The sequence below is a fragment of the Frigoribacterium sp. VKM Ac-2530 genome (assembly GCF_015350835.1).
In the GTDB taxonomy this organism is placed as follows: domain Bacteria; phylum Actinomycetota; class Actinomycetes; order Actinomycetales; family Microbacteriaceae; genus Frigoribacterium.
In genome coordinates this window covers 576,058-599,795 of record NZ_JADKSE010000002.1, presented here as the reverse complement: position 1 = coordinate 599,795, position 23,738 = coordinate 576,058, and the positions used below count along the sequence as shown (strand labels likewise).

Below are 23,738 nucleotides of genomic sequence, written 5' to 3'. Positions count from 1 at the left end.
CTCTCGTCGGGAGCGCACGTCGTCGGGGGCTGCGGGGCTGTGGGCGGTGGGTGAGGGCTGAGGCCGGCACGGGGAAGGCCCCGCCCCGCCGAGGGGCGGGACGGGGCCGGGGGAGCCGCCTGTCGGATTCGAACCGACGACCTTCGCTTTACAAGAGCACTGCGCTACCGGACTGCGCCAAGGCGGCGGGCGGACCCATCTTACCGATCCGACGTCGGGCAGGCGACGGACGAGGGCGACGGACGAGAGCGGCGGGCACGGGCTGGGGCGCGGCGGACGGCCTGCACGCCACGCAGGATTGGCGCAGACCCGGCGCAAGTGGTGAAGTAGGAGCTGCAGCGACCCGTGCGGTCGCGCCCGGTCGCCCCGGGCACCGACCACGAGGAGCTCCCATGACCAACGTCCTGACCGCCATCGGCTCGATCATCCTGCTGCTCGCGAGCTTCGCGCTCTTCGCGTACTCGTTCGGCCAGGACGAGCCCAACGCCTTCGTCTTCTTCGCGGGCATCGTGCTCATGACCGGCTCGTTCTGGCTGCCGATCACCGTGGTGGGGCAGAGCCGCAAGTCCTGGTGAGCACGGCCTGGCAGGCACGGCCTGCCGGGCGCAGCCTGCCAGCCGCGGCCTAGGCCGTCGCCGAGCCCGGTGCGCTGACGAAGCGGCCGGGCTCGAGCAGCTTGCGGGGCTTCTCGTCGCGCTCGGTCCGCCCGCCGACGTAGAGCCAGCCGAGCAGCTTCTCGTGCGGCGCCAGCCCGTGGGCCCGGTGCACCGCCTCGTGGCGGGTGTCGGTGCCGGTGCGCCAGAACACGCCCCAGCCCTCGTCGTCGAGCACGAGCGACAGCAGGTGGGCGACGCCCGAGGCGACGCTCTCCTGTTCCCACTCGGGCACCTTGCGGCTCTCGACGGGCGAGAGCACGACGGCGAGGACGAGCGGCGCCCGGAGCGACTTCTGCTCGAGCTTCTCGGCCGACTTCCCGTCGGCAGCGCTCGCCTCGGCGAGCCCTCGGCCGATCAGCAGCCGGTCGTCGCCGCGCAGCTCGATGAGGCGCCACGGCCGCAGGGACGAGTGGTCAGCCACCGTCGCGGCCGCCTGCACGAGCTCGAGCAGCTGTCCGTGCCCGGGCGCCTCGTCGGTCACCTTCGCGCGGGACCGTCGCCGGCGGGCAGCGTCGGCGACGGCGCCCATCAGGCCTGGGCCTGGTCGCCGGCCGAGGTGCCCTCGGCCTTGAAGTCGAGCGAGATCGAGTTCATGCAGTAGCGGTCGCCGGTCGGGGTGCCGAAGCCGTCGGGGAACACGTGGCCGAGGTGCGACCCGCAGGTCGCGCAGCGGACCTCGGTGCGGACCATGCCGAGCGAGTCGTCCTCGATCAGCTGCACGGCCTCGGGGTCGACCGACTCGTAGAAGCTCGGCCAGCCGCAGCCGCTGTCGAACTTGGTGCCGCTCTTGAAGAGCTCGGCGCCGCAGGCGGCGCAGGCGTAGACGCCGGCACGGCTCTCGTCGAGCAGCTCGCCCGTCCACGGGCGCTCGGTCGCCGCCTGGCGGAGCACCTGGTAGGCCTGGGGGTCGAGCTCACGACGCCACTCTTCGTCGGACTTCTCGACCTGGTACGACACGGGCTCGTTCGCCATGGTGCACTCCTCTGCGTCAGGGGGGACTCGCAGGCGTCGGGGCCTGCTCGTCGGGGACTCTCCATTGAACACCGCGCCGCCGACGCCCATTCCGCGCCGCCGCCTCCTCGGGGCTGCCTCCCAGGGGTGCGAGACTCGGCCGGTGACCCCGCCGCCGACCCTCTCCGACCGCTTCGCCGCCTACGCGGACGCCGTCCTGCTCGAGGGGTCGCCGACCTGGGCGGCTGCGGCCCGGGGCATCGCCGGCGACGCCGAGGTGCTCGCGCTGGTCGAGCGAGCCGAGGAGGCGCGGCGCCAGCCGGTGCTCGTGCTCGCCGTCGCGAGGTGGCTGGGCGCGCCCCTCGGCCCCTGGCCCGAGCTGCGGCGCTGGCTGCTCGACCACCCCGACCGGTTCCTCGACGAGCTCGGCCGGCGGCTCACGCAGACCAACGACGTGCGGCGCACCAGCCCCGTGTCGCTCGCCCTGGCTCGGGTGGAGGGGCCGGTCGCCCTGCTCGAGGTCGGCGCCTCGGCCGGCCTCGGCCTGCTGCCCGACCGCTACGGGCACCGCGCGGGCGACGTGCGCTGGGGCGCCCCGGACAGCGCCGTCCAGCTCGACGTCGTCGTGCACGGCGACCTCGGCGAGGTGCGGCTGCCCGAGGTCGTCTGGCGCGCAGGCCTCGACCTCGACCCGCTCGACGTGCTCTCCGCGGCGGACGTGGGCTGGCTCGAGGCGCTGCTCCCGCCCGGGGCGACGGGGCGGGCCGCGCTGCTGGCGCAGGCGGTCTCGGTGGCCGGCGCCGCGCCTCCTCGGGTCGAGCGGGGCGACGCCGTCGACGACCTCGCGCGGCTCGCGGCCGAGGCGCCCCGGGACGCGACGCTCGTCGTCGTCTCGACCGGCACGCTCGTCTACCTGCCCGGACGCCGTCGGCAGGAGTTCGTCGACCTGGTGCGCGGCCTGGGCGCGCGGTGGATCTCGTACGAGCGGCGGGGCCTGCTGCACGACGTGCCGGTCGTCCTGCCCGACGGGGTGCCCCCGGACGAGTCCTTCGCCGTGCTCGCCCTCGACGGGCGTGCCCTGGCGGTGGGGGACGCCCACGGCACCCGCCTGTGGACGACCGGCTGACGGCTGCGAGCGGACCGGCCGAACCGCCCCGCGCCTCCCCGGCTGCTCCGCCGCCCGCCCCTAAGCTGGCCGGGACCGAGAGGGCGGGGCAGTGAGCGACGAGGGCAGCAGCAGCGCGGACGTGCGCACGAGCGCGCTGTCCGAGCGCGACCGTGCCCTGCTCGACTTCGAGCAGCGCAGCCCTTCTTCACCTGGACAGAAGGAGGCGGCGGTGCGGCGCGAGCTCGGCCTCACGACCGCGCGCTATCAGCAGATGCTCGGCTCCCTCCTCGACAGACCTGCTGCACTTGCCTACTCGCCCATGCTCGTGGGGAGGCTCCTGCGACTGCGCGAGGAGCGCTCGCGGGCGAGGGCCGCCCGCTCGTTCGGGCCGACCGACCGCTGACCCACACGGAAGACCGACACCACACCATGGCGAAACACCCCCGCGACCGATTCGACGAGGTGCCCGACGACCTGCACAGGGTCGGGGCCCACCGAGCCGTGGCACGGCGAGGTCGCGGCTGGGTCGTCTTCGCGTGGTGCGCCCTCGCGGTCGGCGTCCTCGTCGGCGCGGGCGTCGTGTACCTCGGCGTCGCGAACGACAGCTTCCAGTTCGTCTCGCCGACCTCCGACGAGACGGCCGAGGCCGGCTCCGGGACGCCGGCCGACGACGCGACGGACGGGACCGCCGCCCCCACGACGCCGGCCGAGACCGTCGCCCCCGCCGACCCGGCGTCCGTCGACCCCGACGTCACCACGATCACCGTGCTCAACGGCACGACGACGAGCGGCCTCGCGAGCCGTGCGTCGCTGGCGCTCGCCGAGACCGGCTGGACCGTGGCCGGCCAGGGCAACGCCGACGGCACCGTGCCCTCGACGATCGTCTACTACGCCGACGCGGCCGACGAGGCCGTGGCCCGCGGCGTGGCCCGCGACCTCGGCGCGACCACGGTCGAGCTGAGCGACGCGTTCCCCGACTCGTCGGTGACCGCGGTGCTGGGGGCGGACTACGCGTCCTGAGGCGCGCCTCCTCGTTGCCGTCCCGTTGCGGCCGTGTTGCCGCCTCGTTGCGGAACGTGTGAATTCGTCACTTCTGACGGGTTAACCCTGCGCCCAGGCCTTCTGCGGGCCCGCGCGCCCTGGTTAGCATCTGGTCCCGGCACTGGCACCACCGCACGCGCCGCACCAGAGCACAGCAAGGGGAACGACACCATGGCACAGGGCACCGTCAAGTGGTTCAACGCGGAGAAGGGCTACGGCTTCATCACCGTGACGGACGGCGGACAGGACGTCTTCGTCCACTACTCGGCCATCGACATGAACGGCTACAAGGTCCTCGAGGAGGGCCAGGCGGTCGTCTTCGAGGTCGGCACGGGCGACAAGGGGCCGCAGGCGGAGAGCGTCCGCCTGGCCTGACCCCGGCCGGGCGTCGTGAGGTGCGGGGCTCACTTGCACTCCATAGGTGAGAGTGCCAGAATCGTCCCTGGCACTCGCCGTTGGTGAGTGCCAATGCTTCTGCTTCATGACGTCCGGGAGGGACGAGGAAACACATGGCTAAGATCATTGCTTTTGACGAAGAGGCCCGTCGTGGCCTCGAGCGCGGCCTGAACATCCTGGCCGACGCGGTGAAGGTCACGCTCGGCCCGCGCGGCCGCAACGTCGTGCTCGAGAAGAAGTGGGGCGCCCCCACCATCACGAACGACGGCGTCTCCATCGCCAAGGAGATCGAGCTCGACGACCCGTTCGAGAAGATCGGTGCCGAGCTCGTCAAGGAGGTCGCCAAGAAGACGGACGACGTCGCCGGCGACGGCACCACCACCGCCACCGTGCTCGCCCAGGCGCTCGTCCGTGAGGGCCTCCGCAACGTCGCCGCAGGCGCCGACCCCATCTCGCTGAAGCGCGGCATCGAGAAGGCCGCCGCCGCCGTCTCGGCCCAGCTCCTCGCCGACGCGAAGGACATCGAGACCAAGGAGCAGATCGCGGCCACCGCCTCGATCTCCGCCGCCGACCCCACCATCGGCGCGCTCATCGCCGAGGCCATCGACAAGGTCGGCAAGGAGGGCGTCGTCACCGTCGAGGAGTCGAACACCTTCGGCACCGAGCTCGAGCTGACCGAGGGCATGCGCTTCGACAAGGGCTACCTGTCGCAGTACTTCGTGACCGACCCCGAGCGCCAGGAGGCCGTCTTCGAGGACGCCTACGTGCTCATCGTCAACTCGAAGATCTCGAACATCAAGGACCTCCTCCCCGTCGTCGACAAGGTGATCCAGAGCGGCAAGCAGCTGCTCATCATCGCCGAGGACGTCGACGGCGAGGCGCTGGCGACCCTGGTCGTCAACAAGATCCGCGGCATCTTCAAGTCGGTCGCCGTCAAGGCCCCCGGCTTCGGCGACCGTCGCAAGGCCCAGCTGCAGGACATCGCCATCCTCACCGGTGGCCAGGTCATCGCCGAGGAGGTCGGCCTCAAGCTCGAGAACGCGACGCTCGACCTGCTCGGCCGTGCTCGCAAGGTCGTCATCACCAAGGACGAGACGACCATCGTCGAGGGCGCCGGCGACCCCGAGCAGATCGCGGGCCGCGTCCGTCAGATCCGCTCGGAGATCGAGGCGACCGACAGCGACTACGACCGCGAGAAGCTCCAGGAGCGCCTCGCCAAGCTCGCCGGCGGCGTCGCCGTCATCAAGGCCGGCGCGGCCACGGAGGTCGAGCTCAAGGAGCGCAAGCACCGCATCGAGGACGCCGTCCGCAACGCGAAGGCAGCCGTCGAGGAGGGCATCGTCGCCGGTGGTGGCGTCGCCCTCATCCAGGCCGGCAAGACCGCTCTCGCCGAGCTGCACCTCGAGGGCGACGAGGCGACCGGCGCGAACATCGTGCGCGTCGCCATCGACGCTCCGCTGAAGCAGATCGCCTTCAACGCGGGCATGGAGCCCGGCGTCGTCGCCGACAAGGTCCGCAGCCTGCCCGTCGGACACGGCCTCAACGCCGCGACCGGCGAGTACGTCGACATGATCGCCGCCGGCATCATCGACCCGGCCAAGGTGACCCGCTCTGCCCTGCAGAACGCCGCCTCCATCGCTGGTCTGTTCCTGACCACCGAGGCCGTCGTCGCCGACAAGCCCGAGCGCAACCCGGCCCCGGCCGGCGACCCCTCGGGCGGCATGGACTTCTAGTCCGCGACCGCACCAGTCACACCGCAAGGGCGGCTCTCCTCCGGGGGAGCCGCCCTTCGGCGTTCGTGCGGGTGCGCGTGCGTACGGGTGCGGGTGCGTGTTCGGGCCTGCGTTCGTGCCTGCGTTCGTGCACGTGCAGGTGCTCTTCCGCACATGCCGACCAGACGGTGTCCCCGCGCGTCACAACAACGGGAAAAGCGGTTGTTGTGGGCACGCTGGTCGGCATTTGCGAACCAGGGGCCGTGCACGTGCGCGCGTGAGCCGCAGAAGCCGACCGCAGCGCGCTCGGAGTCGTCGCTGTACCCGGATTCTCCGGTACTGGAGGCGCCTCGGTCGGCATCTGCGACGCACCCGCACTGTGAGAGTGATCCGCGTGCGGCGTCGGTCGCGGTGCGGGAGGCGCGGTTCCGATGATGCGGATCGCGCGCGGATCACGGGTGGGTCGCGTGAGCGGATAGGGGCCGCGGCTGCCCCGCACCTTGTCTGGGGCGTGGGGTCGCAAGGCGAGAGTGATCCGCGCGGCGCAAGACTCGGCGGCCAGCTTCTGTGGTGCGGGCAGGGCGGATCGCGCGCAGATCACTGGACCAGGGCGCGCGAATCGCGGGACTGGCGCCCGGCGGGACTAGGAGGCGGTGGGCGCCACGGACACCTGATCGGCACCAGCACCAGCACCAGCACCAGCACCAGCACCCGCGCCCCCGACCTCGGGGAACAGCGGCAGCGCGACGCGGAACGTCGCACCGCCTCCGGGGGTGTCGAACACGTCGACGCTGCCGCCGTGCGCCGACACGATGCCGGACACGATGGCCAGGCCGAGACCCGAGCCGCCCGTGTCGCGGGTCCGTGACGAATCGGCACGCCAGAAGCGCTGGAAGATCTTCTCGCGGATCTGCGGCGGGATGCCCTCGCCGTGGTCGACGATGTCGATCGTCGCGACACCGCGGCCCGGGTCGGACTGCACGGCGAGCTCGATCGGGCTGTCGTGCTCGGTGAAGCGCATCGCGTTGCCCATCAGGTTCGTGATCACCTGGCGCAGCTTGTTCTCCTCGCCGAGCACCACGGCCGGTGCCTGCGGGCCGTGGCCGGACAGGTCGCCTGCCTGCCCGTCGTCCACGGGGTCGCCCGCCCTGACGGCTCGAGCCCTCAGGCCGCGGAGGCGCGCGAGGGTCGCGCCCGCGAACGAGATCGCCCCCGTCGACCCGGGCGGCACGGCTGCGGCGTCGTCCGGCGCGGCAGGGAGCGCGGCGACCGGCGCCTCGTCCGGCGCGTCGCTGACGACCGGGTCGTGCACGACGACGGCGATGTCGCGGTCGGGGTTGGACGCCATCGTGTCGAGGGCCGAGTCGCGGGCGATGGCCACCAGGTCGACCGGGCCGAGCTCCAGCGGCTTCGACTCGTCGAGACGGGCGAGCGCGAGGAGGTCCTGCACGAGGACGCCCATCCGGATCGCCTCCTTCTCGATGCGGTCCATGGCCTGGGCGACGTCCTCCGGCTTGGTCAGCGCGCCCATCCGGTAGAGCTCGGCGTAGCCGCGCAGGCTGACGAGCGGGGTGCGGAGCTCGTGGCTGGCGTCGCCGACGAACCGGCGCATCTGGTCGATGGTCCGCGACCGGTCGTCGAAGGCCGAGTCGATCCGGCTGAGCATCGTGTTGAGCGACCGGTTCAGGCGGCCGACCTCGGTGTTGGGCGTCGTCGAGTCGAGTCGCTGGCTGAAGTCGCCGTCGGCGAACCGGGCCGCCGTCGCCTCGACGTCGCGCAGCGGGGTGAACGTCGACGTGACGAGCAGTCGGGTCAGGGCGGCGCCGAGCACGATGACCGAGACGCCGAAGCCCAGGAAGATGCCGCTGAAGCGCCCGATGACCGCGTTGGTGCTGGCGAGGTTGGTGCCGGTGACGATCGTGGCGTCGATCTGCTCCACGACCCCGGTCGCCTGGTCGCGCTGGGTCAGGGTCTTGTCGAACGCGTAGATGCGCCACTGCTGGTCGTGGTCGGAGTTGTACACGCTCATCGGCTCGGCCGTGGTGCCTGCCTTCGGCAGGTCGACGGCCGAGAGGTCGGGCCCCGTGCCGCCCTGCAGCTCGTCGGCGTTGTCGCAGATGCGCGTGCCGTCCTCACGGAAGAGCGCGACGAAGCTGCTGCTCGTCGCCCCGAAGGTCACGGTGCACGACTGGGCGTTCGTCGCGCTCGGCGAGGCACCCGTGAAGCTCTCGGCGGCCGACTTGAGCGACAGGTCGACCTGGCCGTAGAGGTACGTGCTGAGCACCGTCATGGTGCCGAGGCCCGCCACGAGCAGGCCGAGGGTCACCAGGGTGACCGTGATCCCGGTGATCTTGGTGCGGATGGAGATCTCGTTCCACCACTGCGACAGGCGTTCGTGCATGAGAAGCGAAGATACCGGTGGCGCCTGGGAGCCGAGGCTCCCGGGCGCCACCGGTGATCGTTCCGCGTCAGGCCTTGGCGGCCTTGAGCATGTAGCCGAAGCCGCGCTTCGTCTGGATGATCGGCTCGGCCGAGAACTGGTCGAGCTTGCGGCGCAGGTACGAGATGTAGCTCTCGACGATGCCGGCGTCGCCGTTGAAGTCGTACTCCCACACGTGGTCGAGGATCTGGGCCTTCGACAGGACGCGGTTGGGGTTGAGCATGAGGTAGCGGAGCAGCTTGAACTCCGTGGGGCTGAGCTCGATCGCGGTCTCGCCGATCGTGACCTCGTGGGTGTCCTGGTCCATGGTGAGCTCGCCGGCGCGGATGATCGCGTCCTCGTCCTCGTTCATGGTGCGGCGGAGGATCGCCTTGATCCGGGCGACGATCTCGTCGAGGCTGAACGGCTTGGTCACGTAGTCGTCGCCGCCGACCGTCAGGCCCGTGATCTTGTCCTCCGTGTCGTCCTTCGCCGTGAGGAACAGGATCGGCGACGTGTAGCCCGACGACCGGAGGCGCTTGGTCACGCCGAACCCGTTCATGTCGGGCAGCATCACGTCGAGGATGATCAGGTCGGGCTCTTCCTCGAGGACCGCGGAGATCGCCTGCGCGCCGTTGCCGACCGCTCGCACGGCGAAGCCGGCGAACCGGAGGCTGGTGGTCAGCAGGTCGCGGATGTTGGGCTCGTCATCGACGATGAGAATCTTGGGGCCGTCGCTCATGGCCCCAGTATCTGTCCGCGCCCTCGGTGTTCCCTGTGAGTCGCGAGTGCGCCTGCCGCGAGCGAGCAGCACGCGGGCCGTCAGCGGCCCGAGTCGGCCAGCCGGGTCAGCGGCTCGTGTCGTCCCACTCGGTGTTCGGCACGAGCGCGATGCGCGTCGTGAGCTCGAGCAGCTCGTCCGGCACCGCGAGCGTGAAGGCGACGCCGTCGCGCTGCTCGAGCACGGCCGTGTAGCCGGAGGCGCGGGCGATCTCCCATCCCGGGAACCGCTCGACCGGGGCCGTGACGACCCGCGCCTCCTCGGCGTCGTCCAGCTCGCCGAGCGCGCTGAGGCCGGCGTAGAGGTGGTCGACGACGGGGGAGCCCGCGAGCAGGTCGCTGCGCTCGAGGACCTCGGGGTCGCGCGTCCAGGTGACGACGCTCAGGCTCGCGCCGGCGTGCAGCCCGCCCTGCACCTCGTAGGTGCGCTCGACCGAGACGACGACCGTGTCGTCCCACGGCGCGGTGCGCGAGCGCTGGCCCCGGTACTCGACGGCCTCGTGGTCGAGGGAGGCGACCAGCGGCCCGAAGGCCGCCCACGGCGACTGGTCGGCCAGGAACACTCGGCGCAGGCCGTCGCGCCAGAGCTCGTCGTCGCCGAGGGGGACGTCGCCGGGGCCCAGATCGGGCCCGCTCACGCGGCCAGCACCGGGGAGTCGAGGATCGTGTAGCTGTAGCCCTGCTCGGCGAGGAACCGCTGGCGGTTCTGCGCGAAGTCCTGGTCGACCGTGTCGCGGCTCACCAGCGTGTAGAACGAGGCGGGCAGGCCCGACTTCTTCGGCCGCAGCAGGCGCCCGAGACGCTGCGCCTCTTCTTGCCGCGAGCCGAACGAGCCGCTGACCTGCACCGCGACCGTCGCCTCCGGCAGGTCGACCGAGAAGTTGGCCACCTTCGAGACGACCAGCACCTTGATCTCGCCCGTGCGGAACGCCTGGAACAGGCGCTCGCGCTCGTCGATCGGCGTCGCGCCGGTCAGCGTCGGGGCGTCGAGCACCTCGGCGAGCTGGTCGAGCTGGTCGAGGTACTGGCCGATGACCAGGATCTGCTCGCCCTCGTGCCGCGCGACGAGGTGCTTGACGACGTCGAGCTTGGCCGGTGCCGTCGCGGCGAGGCGGTAGCGCTCGTCGTCGGGGGCGGCCGCGTACTCGAGCCTGTCCTGCTGGGGCAGGTCGACACGGACCTCGAAGCAGCTCGCGGGCGAGATGTAGCCCTGCGCCTCGATCTCCTTCCAGGGGGCGTCGAAGCGCTTGGGCCCGATGAGGCTGAACACGTCGCCCTCGCGGCCGTCCTCGCGCACGAGGGTCGCGGTGAGGCCGAGGCGGCGGCGTGCCTGCAGCTCGGCCGTCAGCTTGAAGACAGGGGCAGGCAGGAGGTGCACCTCGTCGTAGACGACGAGGCCCCAGTCGAGGGCGTCCAGCAGCGACAGGTGCGTGTACTTGCCTGCTCGGCGAGCGGTGAGGATCTGGTAGGTCGCGATCGTCACCGGTTTCACCTCCTTCACGGAGCCCGAGTACTCGCCGATCTCGTCCTCGGTCAGGGAGGTGCGCTTCAGGAGCTCGTCGCGCCACTGCCGTGCGCTCACCGTGTTCGTGACGAGGATCAGCGTCGTCGTGCCGGCGGCGGCCATCGCCCCGGCGCCCACGAGCGTCTTGCCGGCGCCGCAGGGCAGCACGACCACGCCCGAGCCGCCCGAGAAGAACTCGTCGATGGCCTGCTGCTGGTAGCCGCGCAGCTGCCAGTCGGTCTGGTCGAGCTCGATGGCGTGCGGGGTGCCGGGCGTGTAGCCGGCGTGGTCCTCCGCGGGCCAGCCGAGCTTGACCAGCTGCTGCTTGATCTCGCCGCGAGCCCAGGGGAGCAGCTCCCACACCGTGTCGCTCCGTCGGACGCCGAGCAGCTCGCCGATCTTCTTGACGCGCGTGACCTCGCGCAGCACGGCGTCGTCGGTGCCGCGCAGCACGAGGGTCTCGCCGTCGCGCTCGATCACGATGCGCCCGTAGCGGGCGACCGTCTCGGCGACGTCGACCGTGACGCTCTGCGGCACGGGGAACTTGCTGTACTTCTCGAGGGTGCCGAGCATGTCCTCGGCGGTGTGGCCCGCGGCGCGCGCGTTCCAGAGGCCGAGGCGCGTGATGCGGTACGTGTGCACGTGCTCGGGGGCGCGCTCGAGCTCGGCGAACACGCTCAGGTCGTGGCGCGCGTCCTCGGCCTGAGGGTGCGCCACCTCGAGCAGGACGGTGCGGTCGCTCTGCACGATCAGGGGGCCGGTCATGAGGGTCGAGTCTAGGCGCGCCCTGCCTGGGTGCGGCTGCTGTCCGCCCTCAGCGTCGTCTCGCGGCTCAGGCCGAGCTCGACACCGAGACGACGTGCGACAGCGGCAGCGTGCGCTCGACGTCGGACTTCTTGTCGCGTCCGCGCACCCGCCCGCCGCCGACGCCCGTGGGCTCCATCTCGAGCTTGCTCGTGCTGCCGTCGGGCATCGCGATGGCGATCGTGACGGTCAGGCGGCCCTTGACCGCGGCGTCGAGCTGGCGGGTGATCCAGGCGCGGTCGGTCGTCTCGCTGCTGGCCTCGCTGCCCGCGGTGAGCCGCTCGACCATGTCGCGCACCGCGTCGCGCGGCGGCACGGGCGTCGGCCGGTGCAGGCGGCGTCGCGCCGGGGGAGTCGCCTCGCCGCCGTCGTCGACCACGACGACCGGGTACCGCTCGTCGCTGAGGGCCCAGAAGACGGTGTCGCGGTCGAACGTCGTCGCGACGCGCAGGGAGTCGACCCGCTGCAGCGCCAGGGGCGCGAGCGCGTGGTCGACCTCGAGCGTGTCGACGCTCGCCCGCTCGTCGGAGCTGACGACCGTGACCGCTCCGGCAGGCAGGTCGGCGCTGCCCACCACGCGCTCGACCCGGTACCGGCCGTGCCGCTCGGCGGACTGCTGGAGGAGGTAGTCGAGCGGCTGCGGGACGCCGCTGAGGCTGATGCCCTCGAGGAACGACCGCAGGCTGTCGGCCGTCTCGCCGGCGGTGAGGGCGCGCTGGATGCCGCCCTCGGTGATGCGGTAGGTGGCGGCGAGGCCGGCGCTCTCGACGTCGGCGATGACCCGGAGGCGGGCGTCCAGCCCCGGGGCCAGCGGGCCGGGCGCGACGACGGTGAGGTCGTGCTGCAGGTAGACCTGCTCGATGGCGTCGGGCAGCAGGTGGGCCACGCGGGCCCGGGCCGCCTCCGGGCCCTCGCGCAGCAGCGAGACGGCGGCGCGGGTCGGGGCCTGGCCGCTCGTCAGCCCGAGCAGCTCGGCCGCCCGGGCGAAGACCGCGAGGCGGTCGGGGATCCACGCGTCGCCGGCCGGGTAGGCCCAGCGCGCGTACTCGGACAGCGGCTCGCCCCACGAGGTCTCGACGCGTTCGTGCAGCACCGCGAGGATCTCGGCCGGCAGCGAGGCCAGCCACGCGCGGGTCAGCGACTCCCAGCGGTCGGGCCACGAGGAGGCGAGCCAGGCCGCCGCCTCCTGCGTGCTCGCCACGCCCTCGGGGCCGGCGGCCGCGAGGCCGGCGCGGGAGGCGATGGCCACGACCGTCGGGACGTCGTCGACGTCGAGACGGGCGGCCTCGGCCAGGCGTCGCACCTCGGGCAGGGCGAGCCCGCCCTTGGCCAGCTCGCGAGCCGGTGACCGGTCGAGCGCGCGGAGGATCTCGGCGACCTCGATCACGACGGCGTAGAGACGCTCGGCCGACCGGGCGTCGGTGGCGTCGCGGTCGACGTCGGCCACGGCCTCGAGCACGACGGGCGGGTGCTCGGCGCCCAGCCGGCCGGGCGAGAGCGCCGGGTCGTCGTCGAGTCGGTCGCCGACGCCGTCGAGGGTGCTGACGCTCGCGGTCTGCCCGTCTCCCTGGCGCACCACGAGGAACAGCTCGACGAGGTGGTCGACCGCGACCGCGACGGCGCCCCGGCCGATGTCGAAGACCGCGTCGAGGCGGCCGACGAGGGCGTCGAGGTCGCCCGGCGTGCGGGCGGCGTGCAGCACGAGCAGCTCGGTGCGGTCGAGGTGCGTCAGCGCGTCGCGCACGGACGAGGGGTCGAGCAGCGTGTCGGCGAGGTCGAAGGCGTCGTTCACCGAGGAGGCGCGGAGCAGCCGGGCGGAGAGCAGCCGGACGAGGTCGTCGGGCGCGGAGGAGCGGAGCACGCCCGCGAGGTCGAGTGCACTGGACATGGGCATGGCCTCCTGGTGGTGAGCAGCGCCGTGCTGCGTCTACCGTGTGGTGTCGCGACTCGCCCTGCTGCGCCGGACGATCCCGACCACCACCGAGGCGATGATCAGCAGGATCGCGAGCGGCAGCCCGATCAACGGGAGGACGGTGACCATCGGCCACGCCCCGCCCGAGTAGTCGTCGACGCCGACGACTGCACCCACGAGCCGCGCGACGAACGCGGCGATCGAGAGGCCGACGATCGTGACCATCATGACGATCAGCACGCGTTCAGTACGATGGACGCCCTGAGGTGCGTTCTGCTCGTTCTTGTCTGCCACCTCCACAGGATAGTGGCTGACCGCCGGGCAGGGCGGTCCCGCACCTCGCGTCCTGGCTCAGGACGCACCCCCACACCACGAGGAGTCACATCGTGCCCACCGGCAAGGTCAAGTTCTACGACGACGAGAAGGGCTTCGGCTTCATCAGCAGCGATGACGGCCAAGAGGTCTTCCTCCACGCGTCCGCGCTGCCCGCCGGCACCGTCGGCGTCAAGGCGGGCACCCGCCTCGAGTACGGCATCGCCGACGGCAAGCGCGGCGCGCAGGCGCTGTCCGTGCGCGTGCTGGAGGCCGCCCCGAGCCTCGTCAAGCGCAGCCGACGCAGCGCCGACGACATGGCCGTCATCGTCGAGGACCTCGTGAAGGTGCTCGACCAGGCTGGCGGCGACCTGCGCCACGGCCGCTACCCGCAGAACGGCGCCAAGCTCGCCGTGCTGCTGCGCACCGTCGCGGACCAGTTCGATGCCTGACGCCGCCTCGACGCCCGACGCCGCCTCGACGCCCGACGCCGCCGCGGCGCCCGAGGTCGCCGTGACCGACGGGCCCCGCACGTCGCCCTTCGCCGGGCTGGCCCGCACCGCCCTGCTCGAGATCACCCCTGACGAGACGATCGGCGCCGAGGCGCCTCCGGTCGACGAGGTCGACGGCGTCGTCTCCGTCCGCTTCGCGACCCTGCTGCCCGGCTACCCCGGCTGGTTCTGGACGGTCAGCGTCGCCCAGGTCGAGGGCTCCGAGCCCACCGTCCTCGAGGTCGAGCTGCTGCCCGGCGACCACGCCCTGATCGCGCCCGACTGGGTGCCGTGGGCCGACCGCCTCGCCGAGATGAAGGCGCAGGAGGCGGGCGACGCGGACTCCGAGGACGACGACGAGTCGGACGACGACGATGAGGACTCGGACGACGACGACGACTCGGAGGAGGACGACGACTCGGACGACGACGAGTCCGACGAGGACGACGACTCCGACGAGGACGACGGCCCTCGGCCCGTCCACGGCGGCGACGTCGACGGCGTCGACATCGACGACCTGGACGACGAGGACGACGACGACGACGACTCGGAGGCCGACGACGACTCGGACGACGAGGACTCGGACGACGACGAGCCCGTCGTTCCGGCCGCGCACCCCGAGGCGGACGCCGACGACGACTCGCACCACGGCGACTGGGACGGCGAGGACGAGGACCCGCTGCCTCGTCGACGCCGCTGACCTGCGCGACGCGGCCCGCGCCTCCTCGGCTCGGTCCTGCTGACGCCCGGCGCTGCTGACGCACGGAGGCCCTGACACCTGGTGGTGTCGGGGCCTCCCGCGTGCCGGGGCGGTGCCTAGAGGGCGCCGACCACGTGCTCGATCGAGCGGATCAGCTGGCGCACGTCGTCGGGCTCGATGGCCGTGAAGGTGGCGACCCGCAGCTGGTTGCGGCCGAGCTTGCGGTACGGCTCGGTGTCGACGATGCCGTTCGCGCGGAGGGTCGCGGCGATCGCGGCGGCGTCGATCGACTCGGCGAAGTCGATCGTCGCGACCACCTGCGAGCGGTGCGTCGGGTCGACGACGAAGGGCGTCGCGTACTCGGAGGCGGTGGCCCAGTCGTAGAGCGCCGACGACGACTCGCGCGTGCGGGCGTCGGCCCACGAGAGGCCGCCGTTCTCGAGCATCCAGCGGGTCTGGTCCTCGAGCAGCAGCAGCGTCGTGAGGGCCGGGGTGTTGAGCGTCTGGTCGAGCCGGGAGTTGTCGACGGCGTTCTTGAGGCTGAGGAACTCGGGGACGTACCGACCGCTCGCGGCGATCCGCTCGATCCGCTCGATCGCCGCGGGCGACATCAGTGCGAACCAGAGGCCGCCGTCGGAGGCGAAGTTCTTCTGCGGCGCGAAGTAGTAGACGTCGGCCTGCGAGGCGTCGAAGTCGATGCCGCCCGCGGCGCTCGTGGCGTCGACGACGGTGAGGGCGCCGGGGTCGCCGGCGACGCGGGTGACCGGGGCCATGACGCCGGTCGAGGTCTCGTTGTGCGGCCAGGCGTAGACGTCGACCCCCTCGACGACCTCGATCTCGCTGAGCGAGCCCCCCTCCGCGGTGCGGACGACGGGAGCCTCGAGCCAGGGGGCGGCGACCGCCTTCGCGAACTTGGAGCCGAACTCGCCGAACGACAGGTTCTCGGCGCGCTTCTCGACGAGCCCGAACGCCGCGGCGTCCCAGAACGCCGTCGACCCGCCGTTGCCGAGCACGACCTCGTAGCCGTCGGGCAGGCGGAAGAGGTCGGCCAGGTCGGCGCGGACGCGGCCGACGAGTTGCTTCACGGGCGGCTGGCGGTGCGACGTGCCGAGGATGGTGGCGCCGGCGGTGACGAGGTGCTCGAGCTGGGCGCCCCGGATCTTGGACGGGCCGCAGCCGAAGCGCCCGTCGCGGGGGAGGAGGTCAGTGGGAATCGAGAGGTCCGCCATGGCACGATCCTAGTGACGCGGCACGGGCCGCCCCGCGCAGCCGGTAAGCTGACGAGGTAGTCCACGCGTTCCACCGGGAGGCCCCTGTTGACCGATCTCGTCGACACCACTGAGATGTACCTGCGCACGATCCTCGATCTCGAAGAAGAGAACATCGTGCCCCTGCGGGCTCGCATCTCCGAGCGACTCGGCCACTCCGGCCCGACGGTGTCGCAGACGATCGCGCGCATGGAGCGCGACGGGCTCGTCGTCGTCTCCGGCGACCGCCACCTCGAGCTCACGCACGACGGCCGGTCGAAGGCGACCCACGTCATGCGCAAGCACCGCCTGGCCGAGCGCCTGCTCGCCGACGTGATCGGGCTCGACTGGGCCTACGTGCACGACGAGGCCTGCCGGTGGGAGCACGTGATGAGCGAGCAGGTCGAGCGCCGTCTGCTCGAGATGCTCGACCACCCGACCGAGTCGCCCTACGGCAACCCGATCCCAGGTCTCGACGAGCTGGGCGACTCGCCTGCCGGCCGGTTCCTCGACGGCGTCGTCAACCTCGTGCAGGTGCTCGCCGAGAACCCCGAGGGCGTGACGCGCCCCGTGCGTCGCCTCGCCGAGCCCGTGCAGTTCGAGCCCGAGCTGCTCCAGCAGCTGCAGGACGCGGGGGTCACTCCCGGCGGCGTCGCGACCGTCACGTCGGCCGGCGCCTACGTGCTCGTGAAGGTCGAGGGGCACGACGACGGGCTCGAGCTGCCGACCGAGGTCGCGCAGCACATCTACGTCTCGGCCTGACGCCTCCCCGCACCGGGGGTTCCCAGGTCTCATAGAGGTTCCTGATTGCTGACGCAATGGCCGTTACCAATTCGAGACGAATGTCCCTCTCCAGGATGATTTCTCGGCGGAGATGACGTAGCGTCGCAGGGTCCCCGAGCCAGGAATCCGGCCGCGGGGCCCGTGGCAGGACGTCTCGTGCATCCGTCTCCTGCCGTGAGAAGGCGATCTGACGTCGGACGGAGCACCTCCCTAGGGTGACGAGGCGCAGGAGACCCGACCTCTTGACCACTCCCGTTCTTCCCCCCGAAGGAGGCGGCAGCGCAGCCCAGCGCGCCGACTCCGCCGAGTTCCCCACCCGTTCCTCCCTCCGCCGTGCCGAGGCCGCTGCCGCAGCGGCTTCCCCCGGACGTCGCGGCTCGTCGTCGTCCGTCCCTGCGGCGCGACGTGTGCTGCGGTCCGAGCTCGTCGCGCGCCGTGCCGCCGAGCACCACGCCTCGACGACCGCCGCCGCGGTGCCCGCGACCCGGTCGCGCCTGTCCGTCCGTCGCAGCGTCGTCAGCGTGACGGTCATGACCGTCACCGCGGGGCTCTTCGGCACGGTGGCCCTGCCCGCCTTCGCCCTCGACCAGGACGACCCGGCCACGAGCGAGGCAGCGGCAGCCGCCGCCGTCACCGACGCCCGGGTCGCCGGCGGGCAGACGCTCGCCGTCGACGCCACGGCGGTCGAGGCCGACGCGACGCGCGCCGACTGGTCGGCCACGTCGCAGGCCACGCTCGACGCGGCGGCTGCCGCGTCGGCCCAGGCCCTCGCCGCCCAGCAGGCCGAGCAGGCGAGCGCGGCTGCTGCCGCGTCGTCGTCGGCCTCGTCGTCCGCCAGCTCGGCGGGCGCCGGCTCCGGGTCGTCGCGCTCGATGGCGACCGAGGCCATCGCCTCGTCCGGGTCCACGGGCCAGGCCGCCGTGTACCAGGCGGCCCTGCAGTACGTCGGCACGCCCTACGTCTTCGGCGGCGCGACGCCCGCCGGCTTCGACTGCTCGGGCTTCATCATGTACGTCTACGCGAAGTTCGGCGTCTCGCTGCCGCACTCGGTCGGCAGCCAGGCCGCCCTGGGCACGACGATCTCGGCCTCGGAGGCGCGCCCCGGCGACGTCGTCGTCTTCAACGACGGCTCGCACGACGGCTTCTACGCAGGGAACGGCATGATCCTCGACGCGCCGAAGCCCGGCGGCTCCGTCAGCGTGCGCCCGCTGTGGAGCAGCGCGGTGCACTACGTGCGCTACGCCGTCTAGGGGACGGTCGCCCGCCTCCTCGGCTCGGCTGTCGGTCGGGCAGCAGTGAACGAGCAGTGAAGAGCCGCCCCGCCCCTAGGCAGGGCGGCTCTCGCGGGTTAACCTGGCGATCTCGGAGTTCCGCTGAGACCAGGAGCGTCACATGAGCCGCACGACAGCCACCCGCACCATGGGTGCGCTGTCGCACGAGCACATACGACACACCGCCGATCGATAGAGCACCGTCATCCGTGACGGTGCTTTTCTCGTTCGTCGGCCTGCTGGCCCCCGCTGCTCCGAGAGCAGTCGAATCCCTGGAAGCCGTCCAGGGTGCTTCGAAAGGGAAAGCATGCGCACTCTCGTCCTCAACGCCGGCTTCGAGCCCCTCGCCGTCGTGTCGTTCCGTCGGGCCCTCGTGCTCGTCATGACCCAGAAGGCGACGGTCGTCTCGGCCGACGCCGACCACCCCGTGCTCGGCGCCGGGTTCGCCTACGACCGTCCGTCGGTGATCGTGCTGACGCGCTACGTCCGCATCCCGCACGGCCGCACCGTGCCGGTCTCGCGCCGCGGGGTGCTGCGCCGCGACGCGCACCACTGCGCCTACTGCGGCCGGTCGGCGTCGACGATCGACCACGTGCAGCCGCGGTCGCGAGGAGGCGCGGACAGCTGGGAGAACCTGGTCGCGTGCTGCCTCCGCTGCAACAACGTCAAGAGCGACCGGACTCCGGCCGAGATGGGCTGGACCCTTCGCTGGCAGCCGAAGGCGCCCCACGGCGTCGGCTGGGTCGTGCGCGGCACCGACCGGCCGCAGGCGGAGTGGGACGAGTACCTCGCGGCGGCGTGAGCTCGCGCGCCGCAGCTGGTCGGCCTCGCGCCGGCTCCAGCTCCGGCTCCGGCTTCGCACTGGGTTTCGTACACTGCACCGGGTCTAGTCCCGGTGCGATGTACGAAACCCGGTGCAGTGAAGTGCAGCGCAGCGTCGAGGAGGTGCGGGTGCCGGGACGAGGAGGTGCGGGTTCGGTAGACTCGTCCGGTCAGCCTCTGTAGCTCAATGGAAGAGCAGTTCCGTCCTAAGGAAAGGGTTGGGGGTTCGAGTCCCTCCAGGGGCACCCCTCGATGACGCTCGCGGCCGCGGCCGCGGCCGAGACCGCGGCAGACGGGCGGCTACCGGCTCGGCGAGTCCGGCAGCGTCACGGCGTACTTGAACCCGACGTGCGAGTCGACGAAGCCGAGCCTCAGGTAGAAGCGGTGAGCGTCGGTGCGTGCGCCGTCCGAGGTGAGCTGCACCAGCGGCGTGCGGAGCTCGACGGCGGCTTGCTCGACCACCCATCGCATCAGCGCGCTGCCGATGCCGGACGAGCGCTCCGTGCTCGCGACGCGGACCGCCTCGACGAGCAGCCGGGTGCTGCCCCGCCGGGCCATGCCGGGGACGACCGTCAGCTGCAGCGTGCCGACGACCACCCCGTCCCGGTCCTCGGCGACGACGAGGTCGTTGCCCGGGTCGGCGACGATGCGACCGAGCGCCGACGCGTACGCGTCCACGTCCTCCTCGCCGGCGACGTCGCCTCGGCCTGCGCTGACCGGGTCGTCGGCCAACAGCCGCATGACGGCGTGGAGATCGTCCGGCACCGCTCGTCGCAGGAGCACGTCGGCGCCACGGGCCGAGACGACGACGGGGAGGCTCAGGTCGCTGATCATGGTCCATTCTCCCTGCACGCGCCCGCGGCGGAAGGGGAGCGGTGCGGAGCGCTCAGGCCTGGTCTGCGAGCCAGTCCCTGATCGTGCCGGCGACCTCGTCCAGGTGCGACTCGAGGAGGAAGTGCCCGCCGTCGACGAGCTCGACGCGAGCCGCGGGGGAGTCCTCGAGGAACGCGCTCGCGCCGGCGGCGGCGAAGATCTCGTCGTTGCGTCCCCAGATGGCCAGGACGGGCACGCCGGAGGTGCGGAGCCAGTCGTGCACCGCCGGGTACAGGGCGCGGTTGGTCGCGTAGTCGCGGAAGAGGGCGAGCTGGACGTCGTCCTGTCCGGGGCGGGCGAGGAGGGCGAGGTCGTGCTCCCAGGCGTCGGGGTCGACGGTCGTGGGGTCAGGCACGCCGTGGGTGTACTGCCACTCGACGGCCTCCCTCCCGAGCGCGGGGCGGAGCGCGTCGCGGGTCTCGTCGGTCCGCTCGGCGGCGTCGACCCAGATGCCGTCCCAGAAGCTCGGCACGAAGCCGTCCTCGTAGGCGTTGCCGTTCTGGGTGATGACGCCGGTGATCGCCGCAGGGTCGGCGAGGGCGAGACGCCAGCCGATCGGGGCGCCGTAGTCCTGGACGTAGACCGTGTACCGCTCGATCCCCAACGACGAGAGGAGCCGCCCGGTCACGGCGGCGAGGGCCTCGAAGGTGTAGTCGAACTCGTCGGTCGACGGGGCGGACGAGCGGCCGAAGCCGAGGTGGTCGGGGGCCACCACGCGGTACCGGTCGGCCAGCGCCGGGATGAGGTGCCGGAACATGTGGGAGCTCGACGGGTACCCGTGCAGGAGGAGCAGCACGGGGGCGTCGGCGGGCCCGGCCTCCCGGTAGAACACGTCGTGCCCGTCGACGGAGACGGTGCGGTGGTGGACGGCGACCATGAGTAACCCCTTTGGATTGTTTTACTGGTTAGCCGACGGTAGCATGGGTCAGGTCGCGCCGGACAGGTGCGAGGAGACGAGGACCGATGCTGACGGACGAAGGGCTGCTGCTGGCCGTGCTCAACAGCGCCCCGGTGGTGGACGGGCACCCGACGGACGACCTCGAGGGCGACCAGGGTCGCGAGCTGGCCCGGAGCTGGGGAGGCGTCGGCTCGGTCGACGAGGGCGCTCAGCTCCGCCGGGCTCGCGCGGCCCTCCAGGCCGTCATCCGCGGGGCCGGGCCGGAGGCGGTCGACGAGCTCGCGCGCGTGGTCGAGGGGGCGGTGCGCACGCCTCGCGTCACGTCCGAGGGCGTGGTCTGGGACCTCGTCGCGGCGGACGACGACCGCCTCGCGACCACGGCCGTCCTGGCGTGGTCACGCGTCGCCGAGCAGTTCCCGGGTCGCGTCCGCGCCTGCGCGAACGACGAGTGCAACTTGTTCCTCGTCGACCACAGCCGCCCCGGCACCGCGAAGTGGTGCTCCATGGCGACCTGCGGCAACCGGATGAAGGCCCGCGCACACGCCGGTCGTCTCCGGGCCTGACAGGGGCGCTCATCTGGTCCGCGACACGCCCGGGATGTGGACAGCGACACGCCCGGGCTGTACTGTCGCCTCTCGTGCCGACAGTCGGTACGCCCGTCGCCTCGTCGACGTACAGCACCCCGAGAGAGAGGACCGCACCGTGTCGAACCGCACCCTGACCGACCTGCGTGCACCGCGCCTCCTCGACGGCCGTGGTCCAGTCCGCTATCTCGCGCAGCACGCACTGCCCGAGCAGCAGCAGATCACCGTGCTCGAACTCGACACCCTCTCGTAGGCCGCCCGCGTCACCCGACGCCCCGCGCCCACGAGGGCCGGGGCGCATCTCCCGCATCCACCGACACTGCAGGGTCGGCGTGCGTCCGTCCGCCCCGGACGACGACACCCACCCCACAGAGGACCGAGAGGACCATGGAGAAGATCACTGCCCGGCTGTTCAGCTGGGCCAGCCTGCTCGAGGAGAAGACCGAGCAGCAGGCCAGGACGACGTCGACGATGCCGTTCATCCACCCGCACCTCGCGCTGATGCCCGACGCCCACCTGGGCCTCGGCGCCACCGTCGGGTCGGTGATCCCGACGCTCGGCGCCGTGATGCCGGCCGCCGTCGGCGTCGACATCGGCTGCGGCATGATCGCCGTGCGCACGCAGTTCACGGCGGCCGACCTGCCGACCGACCGCAAGCCGCTGCGCGAGCAGATCGAGCGGGCCGTGCCGACCTCGGCCGGCGCCTACAACCGCAAGGTCGTCGCGACCGCCGAGCCGCGCGTCGCCGAGCTCGAGGCGCTGGCGGCCGAGGCCGGCTTCGACCCGGCCTCGTACGCCCGCACCTGGCAGCTGCAGCTCGGCACGCTGGGCAGCGGGAACCACTTCATCGAGGTCAGCCTCGACGAGACCGACGCAGTCTGGCTGTTCCTGCACTCGGGCAGCCGGGGCGTCGGCAACAAGATCGCCCAGGCGCACATCAAGGTCGCCCAGGCGGCCATGAAGCGCTGGTGGATCACGCTGCCCGACCCTGACCTCGCCTACCTCGTCGAGGGCACGGCCGAGTTCGACCGGTACATCGCCGAGCTCGGCTGGGCACAGCGCTTCGCCCTGCTCAACCGCGAGGAGATGATGGACCGGGTCGTCCGCCAGTTCGCCGACTGGGTCGGCGCGCCCGTGGAGGAGCAGGAGCGGATCAACTGCCACCACAACTTCACGCAGCGCGAGCGGCACTTCGGCAAGGACGTGTGGCTCAGCCGCAAGGGCGCCATCTCGGCGCGGGCGGGGCAGGCCGGGCTGATCCCCGGCAGCATGGGCACCGCCTCCTACGTGGTCGAGGGCACGGGGAACCCCGTCGCCCTCGAGTCGTCGCCGCACGGCGCCGGCCGGGCGTACTCGCGGAGCGCGGCCCGCAAGGCGTTCACGCACGACCAGCTCCGCACCGCGATGGAGGGCATCGAGTACCGCGACACCGACGCGTTCCTCGACGAGATCCCCGCGGCCTACAAGCCGATCGACCAGGTGATGGCCGACGCGGCGGAGCTCGTGACGATCCGGCACACGCTGCGCCAGATCGTCAACGTGAAGGGCGACTAGCAGGGCACCGAGGAGGTGCGGGCCGGGTCATCGGGACCCGGTCCGCACCTCCCGGCGGCACTGCGGCCCCGAGGGCCAGACTGGGCAGATGACCCGTTCCACGAACTCGGCCCCCGCACGTCCGACCGCAGCCGGGAGCTCCCGGGCGGACCGGCGGATCGGGCAGCGCGACCTCACCGAGTGGCGCACCCCGGCGGGGCGGCGGCTCGCGTCGCAGCACCGCGAGATCGCCAAGCGCGTCGGCGCCCGCCGGGCGCTCGTCGGCACGCTCGCCGTAGGCGGGAGCGTCCTCGCCGCGGCGACCGTGGGGGCCGCCTACATCTACGACGGCGTCACCGACCGCGACGGCATCGGCCGCCTCGACCGGCCGGCCCTCGAGAAGGCGAAGGCGCTGCGCTCGCCCGTCGTCAACGGCGCGGCCGCGACCATCGCCCACGTCTTCGGCCCGATCGCCATGCCGCTGCTCACCGTCAGCGCGGCGGTGGCCTTCGGCGTGCGCGACCGGCGGGCCAACCCCGTGACGCTGATCGTGGCCGCGGGGGCCGGGTCGCTCGCCATGACGCTGATCGGCAAGAAGCTGATCGCGCGGAACCGGCCGCCCCGGCACGAGGCGATCCCGCCCTTCGAGAAGTCGCCCTCGTTCCCGTCGGGCCACACGCTCAACACGACGACGATCCTCGGCGTGCTCGCCTACCTCGTCGCCCTGCGGCAGGAGAGGAACGGCCCCCAGGTCGCCGTCATCGGCGGGGCCGCAGCCGCTGCGGTCACCGTCGGCCTCTCGCGGGTGCTGCTCGGAGCGCACTGGTTCACCGACGTCGCCGTCGGCTGGGTGACCGGCACCGGCTGGCTCTCGCTGATCATCACGAGCCACCGCCTCTACCTCAGCGCCCAGGACGACGACGAGATCGCCGAGTAGCCGA

Annotated in this window: 26 protein-coding genes and 2 tRNA genes; 16 read left to right on the top strand and 12 right to left on the bottom strand. The window is 72.2% G+C overall.

Annotation, left to right across the window (positions count from 1 at the left end; translation table 11 throughout):
• Positions 1–113 precede the first annotated feature (113 nt).
• Positions 114–187, bottom strand: a tRNA-Thr gene (locus ITJ48_RS11710).
• 205 nt (positions 188–392) lie between these two features.
• Between ITJ48_RS11710 and ITJ48_RS11705 the strand changes: the two genes are divergently transcribed.
• Entirely contained in the window at positions 393–575 is a 183-nt protein-coding gene (locus ITJ48_RS11705) for a hypothetical protein (protein ID WP_123547894.1), read from the top strand.
• 49 nt (positions 576–624) lie between these two features.
• Here ITJ48_RS11705 and ITJ48_RS11700 read toward each other — a convergent pair whose 3' ends face one another.
• Both ITJ48_RS11700 and msrB read right to left on the bottom strand, forming a co-directional pair.
• Positions 625–1,185, bottom strand: coding sequence for a nitroreductase family protein (locus ITJ48_RS11700; protein WP_194613805.1), 561 nt, complete (start codon positions 1,183–1,185; stop codon positions 625–627).
• Entirely contained in the window at positions 1,185–1,613 is a 429-nt protein-coding gene (gene msrB, locus ITJ48_RS11695; RefSeq protein WP_123548307.1) for a peptide-methionine (R)-S-oxide reductase MsrB, read from the bottom strand. The genes ITJ48_RS11700 and msrB overlap by 1 nt, the downstream gene beginning before the upstream one ends.
• Before the next feature lie 157 nt (positions 1,614–1,770).
• On the opposite strand from msrB, the gene ITJ48_RS11690 reads away from it, so the two are divergent.
• From ITJ48_RS11690 to groL, 5 genes are all read left to right on the top strand, one after another.
• Complete coding sequence (locus ITJ48_RS11690; RefSeq protein ID WP_194613804.1) at positions 1,771–2,733, top strand: DUF2332 domain-containing protein; 963 nt, start codon at positions 1,771–1,773, stop codon at positions 2,731–2,733.
• 91 nt (positions 2,734–2,824) lie between these two features.
• Positions 2,825–3,118 (top strand): DUF3263 domain-containing protein, encoded by a 294-nt coding sequence (locus tag ITJ48_RS11685; RefSeq protein ID WP_194613803.1) that lies wholly within the window; start codon positions 2,825–2,827, stop codon positions 3,116–3,118.
• A gap of 26 nt (positions 3,119–3,144) precedes the next feature.
• Positions 3,145–3,735, top strand: coding sequence for a LytR C-terminal domain-containing protein (locus ITJ48_RS11680; RefSeq protein WP_194613802.1), 591 nt, complete (start codon positions 3,145–3,147; stop codon positions 3,733–3,735).
• 192 nt (positions 3,736–3,927) lie between these two features.
• Positions 3,928–4,131 (top strand): cold-shock protein, encoded by a 204-nt coding sequence (locus ITJ48_RS11675; RefSeq protein ID WP_123547899.1) that lies wholly within the window; start codon positions 3,928–3,930, stop codon positions 4,129–4,131.
• A gap of 134 nt (positions 4,132–4,265) precedes the next feature.
• Entirely contained in the window at positions 4,266–5,885 is a 1,620-nt protein-coding gene (groL, locus tag ITJ48_RS11670) for a chaperonin GroEL (protein ID WP_192040916.1), read from the top strand.
• A gap of 622 nt (positions 5,886–6,507) precedes the next feature.
• On the opposite strand, the gene ITJ48_RS11665 is transcribed toward groL, so the two are convergent.
• From ITJ48_RS11665 to ITJ48_RS11640, 6 genes are all read right to left on the bottom strand, one after another.
• The gene (locus ITJ48_RS11665; protein ID WP_194613801.1) at positions 6,508–8,265 is read right to left on the bottom strand and encodes a cell wall metabolism sensor histidine kinase WalK; all 1,758 of its coding nucleotides are present in this window, start codon (positions 8,263–8,265) and stop codon (positions 6,508–6,510) included.
• Between the two features lie 67 nt (positions 8,266–8,332).
• Positions 8,333–9,025, bottom strand: coding sequence for a response regulator transcription factor (locus ITJ48_RS11660; protein WP_123355366.1), 693 nt, complete (start codon positions 9,023–9,025; stop codon positions 8,333–8,335).
• 106 nt (positions 9,026–9,131) lie between these two features.
• The gene (locus ITJ48_RS11655; protein ID WP_194613800.1) at positions 9,132–9,701 is read right to left on the bottom strand and encodes a hypothetical protein; all 570 of its coding nucleotides are present in this window, start codon (positions 9,699–9,701) and stop codon (positions 9,132–9,134) included.
• Positions 9,698–11,332 carry a DNA repair helicase XPB gene (locus ITJ48_RS11650; RefSeq protein ID WP_194613799.1) on the bottom strand — a complete coding sequence of 545 codons (1,635 nt, stop codon included), beginning with the start codon at positions 11,330–11,332 and terminating at the stop codon, positions 9,698–9,700. Before ITJ48_RS11650 ends, ITJ48_RS11655 begins: the two co-directional genes overlap by 4 nt.
• Before the next feature lie 67 nt (positions 11,333–11,399).
• Positions 11,400–13,259, bottom strand: coding sequence for a helicase-associated domain-containing protein (locus tag ITJ48_RS11645; protein WP_194613798.1), 1,860 nt, complete (start codon positions 13,257–13,259; stop codon positions 11,400–11,402).
• A gap of 39 nt (positions 13,260–13,298) precedes the next feature.
• A complete protein-coding gene (locus tag ITJ48_RS11640) occupies positions 13,299–13,577 on the bottom strand; it encodes a hypothetical protein (RefSeq protein WP_194613797.1) in 279 nt (92 codons plus the stop codon).
• 92 nt (positions 13,578–13,669) lie between these two features.
• Here ITJ48_RS11640 and ITJ48_RS11635 point away from each other — a divergent pair, with 92 nt between their 5' ends.
• Entirely contained in the window at positions 13,670–14,047 is a 378-nt protein-coding gene (locus ITJ48_RS11635; RefSeq protein ID WP_123547905.1) for a cold-shock protein, read from the top strand.
• Positions 14,040–14,786: a DUF3027 domain-containing protein gene (locus tag ITJ48_RS11630; RefSeq protein WP_194613796.1), complete on the top strand. Its 747-nt coding sequence runs from the start codon at positions 14,040–14,042 to the stop codon at positions 14,784–14,786. The genes ITJ48_RS11635 and ITJ48_RS11630 overlap by 8 nt, the downstream gene beginning before the upstream one ends.
• Before the next feature lie 116 nt (positions 14,787–14,902).
• On the opposite strand, the gene serC is transcribed toward ITJ48_RS11630, so the two are convergent.
• Entirely contained in the window at positions 14,903–16,015 is a 1,113-nt protein-coding gene (serC, locus tag ITJ48_RS11625; protein WP_194613795.1) for a phosphoserine transaminase, read from the bottom strand.
• Between the two features lie 87 nt (positions 16,016–16,102).
• Here serC and ITJ48_RS11620 point away from each other — a divergent pair, with 87 nt between their 5' ends.
• The 4 genes from ITJ48_RS11620 (at position 16,103) to ITJ48_RS11605 (ending at position 19,154) form a co-directional block, all read left to right on the top strand.
• Positions 16,103–16,795 carry a metal-dependent transcriptional regulator gene (locus tag ITJ48_RS11620; RefSeq protein WP_123547908.1) on the top strand — a complete coding sequence of 231 codons (693 nt, stop codon included), beginning with the start codon at positions 16,103–16,105 and terminating at the stop codon, positions 16,793–16,795.
• A 263-nt stretch (positions 16,796–17,058) separates the two neighbouring features.
• Positions 17,059–18,066 carry a C40 family peptidase gene (locus ITJ48_RS11615; RefSeq protein WP_228506877.1) on the top strand — a complete coding sequence of 336 codons (1,008 nt, stop codon included), beginning with the start codon at positions 17,059–17,061 and terminating at the stop codon, positions 18,064–18,066.
• A 328-nt stretch (positions 18,067–18,394) separates the two neighbouring features.
• Positions 18,395–18,889 (top strand): HNH endonuclease, encoded by a 495-nt coding sequence (locus tag ITJ48_RS11610; RefSeq protein ID WP_192040924.1) that lies wholly within the window; start codon positions 18,395–18,397, stop codon positions 18,887–18,889.
• Between the two features lie 193 nt (positions 18,890–19,082).
• A tRNA-Arg gene (locus tag ITJ48_RS11605) sits at positions 19,083–19,154 on the top strand.
• 55 nt (positions 19,155–19,209) lie between these two features.
• Here ITJ48_RS11605 and ITJ48_RS11600 read toward each other — a convergent pair.
• Together ITJ48_RS11600 and ITJ48_RS11595 are read right to left on the bottom strand one after the other, a co-directional pair.
• Positions 19,210–19,743, bottom strand: coding sequence for a GNAT family N-acetyltransferase (locus ITJ48_RS11600; protein WP_194613794.1), 534 nt, complete (start codon positions 19,741–19,743; stop codon positions 19,210–19,212).
• 52 nt (positions 19,744–19,795) lie between these two features.
• On the bottom strand, positions 19,796–20,659 hold the full coding sequence (locus ITJ48_RS11595; protein WP_194613793.1) for an alpha/beta fold hydrolase: 864 nt from the start codon (positions 20,657–20,659) through the stop codon (positions 19,796–19,798).
• A gap of 86 nt (positions 20,660–20,745) precedes the next feature.
• On the opposite strand from ITJ48_RS11595, the gene ITJ48_RS11590 reads away from it, so the two are divergent.
• From ITJ48_RS11590 to ITJ48_RS11580, 4 genes are all read left to right on the top strand, one after another.
• Positions 20,746–21,243 (top strand): CGNR zinc finger domain-containing protein, encoded by a 498-nt coding sequence (locus ITJ48_RS11590; RefSeq protein WP_194613792.1) that lies wholly within the window; start codon positions 20,746–20,748, stop codon positions 21,241–21,243.
• A gap of 139 nt (positions 21,244–21,382) precedes the next feature.
• Positions 21,383–21,517, top strand: a complete 135-nt coding sequence (locus tag ITJ48_RS16470) for a hypothetical protein (RefSeq protein WP_255524536.1) — start codon at positions 21,383–21,385, stop codon at positions 21,515–21,517.
• Positions 21,518–21,651: 134 nt separating this feature from the next.
• Positions 21,652–22,818, top strand: coding sequence for an RtcB family protein (locus ITJ48_RS11585; RefSeq protein WP_194613791.1), 1,167 nt, complete (start codon positions 21,652–21,654; stop codon positions 22,816–22,818).
• Positions 22,819–22,906: 88 nt separating this feature from the next.
• On the top strand, positions 22,907–23,734 hold the full coding sequence (locus tag ITJ48_RS11580; protein WP_194613790.1) for a phosphatase PAP2 family protein: 828 nt from the start codon (positions 22,907–22,909) through the stop codon (positions 23,732–23,734).
• Positions 23,735–23,738: the final 4 nt, after the last annotated feature.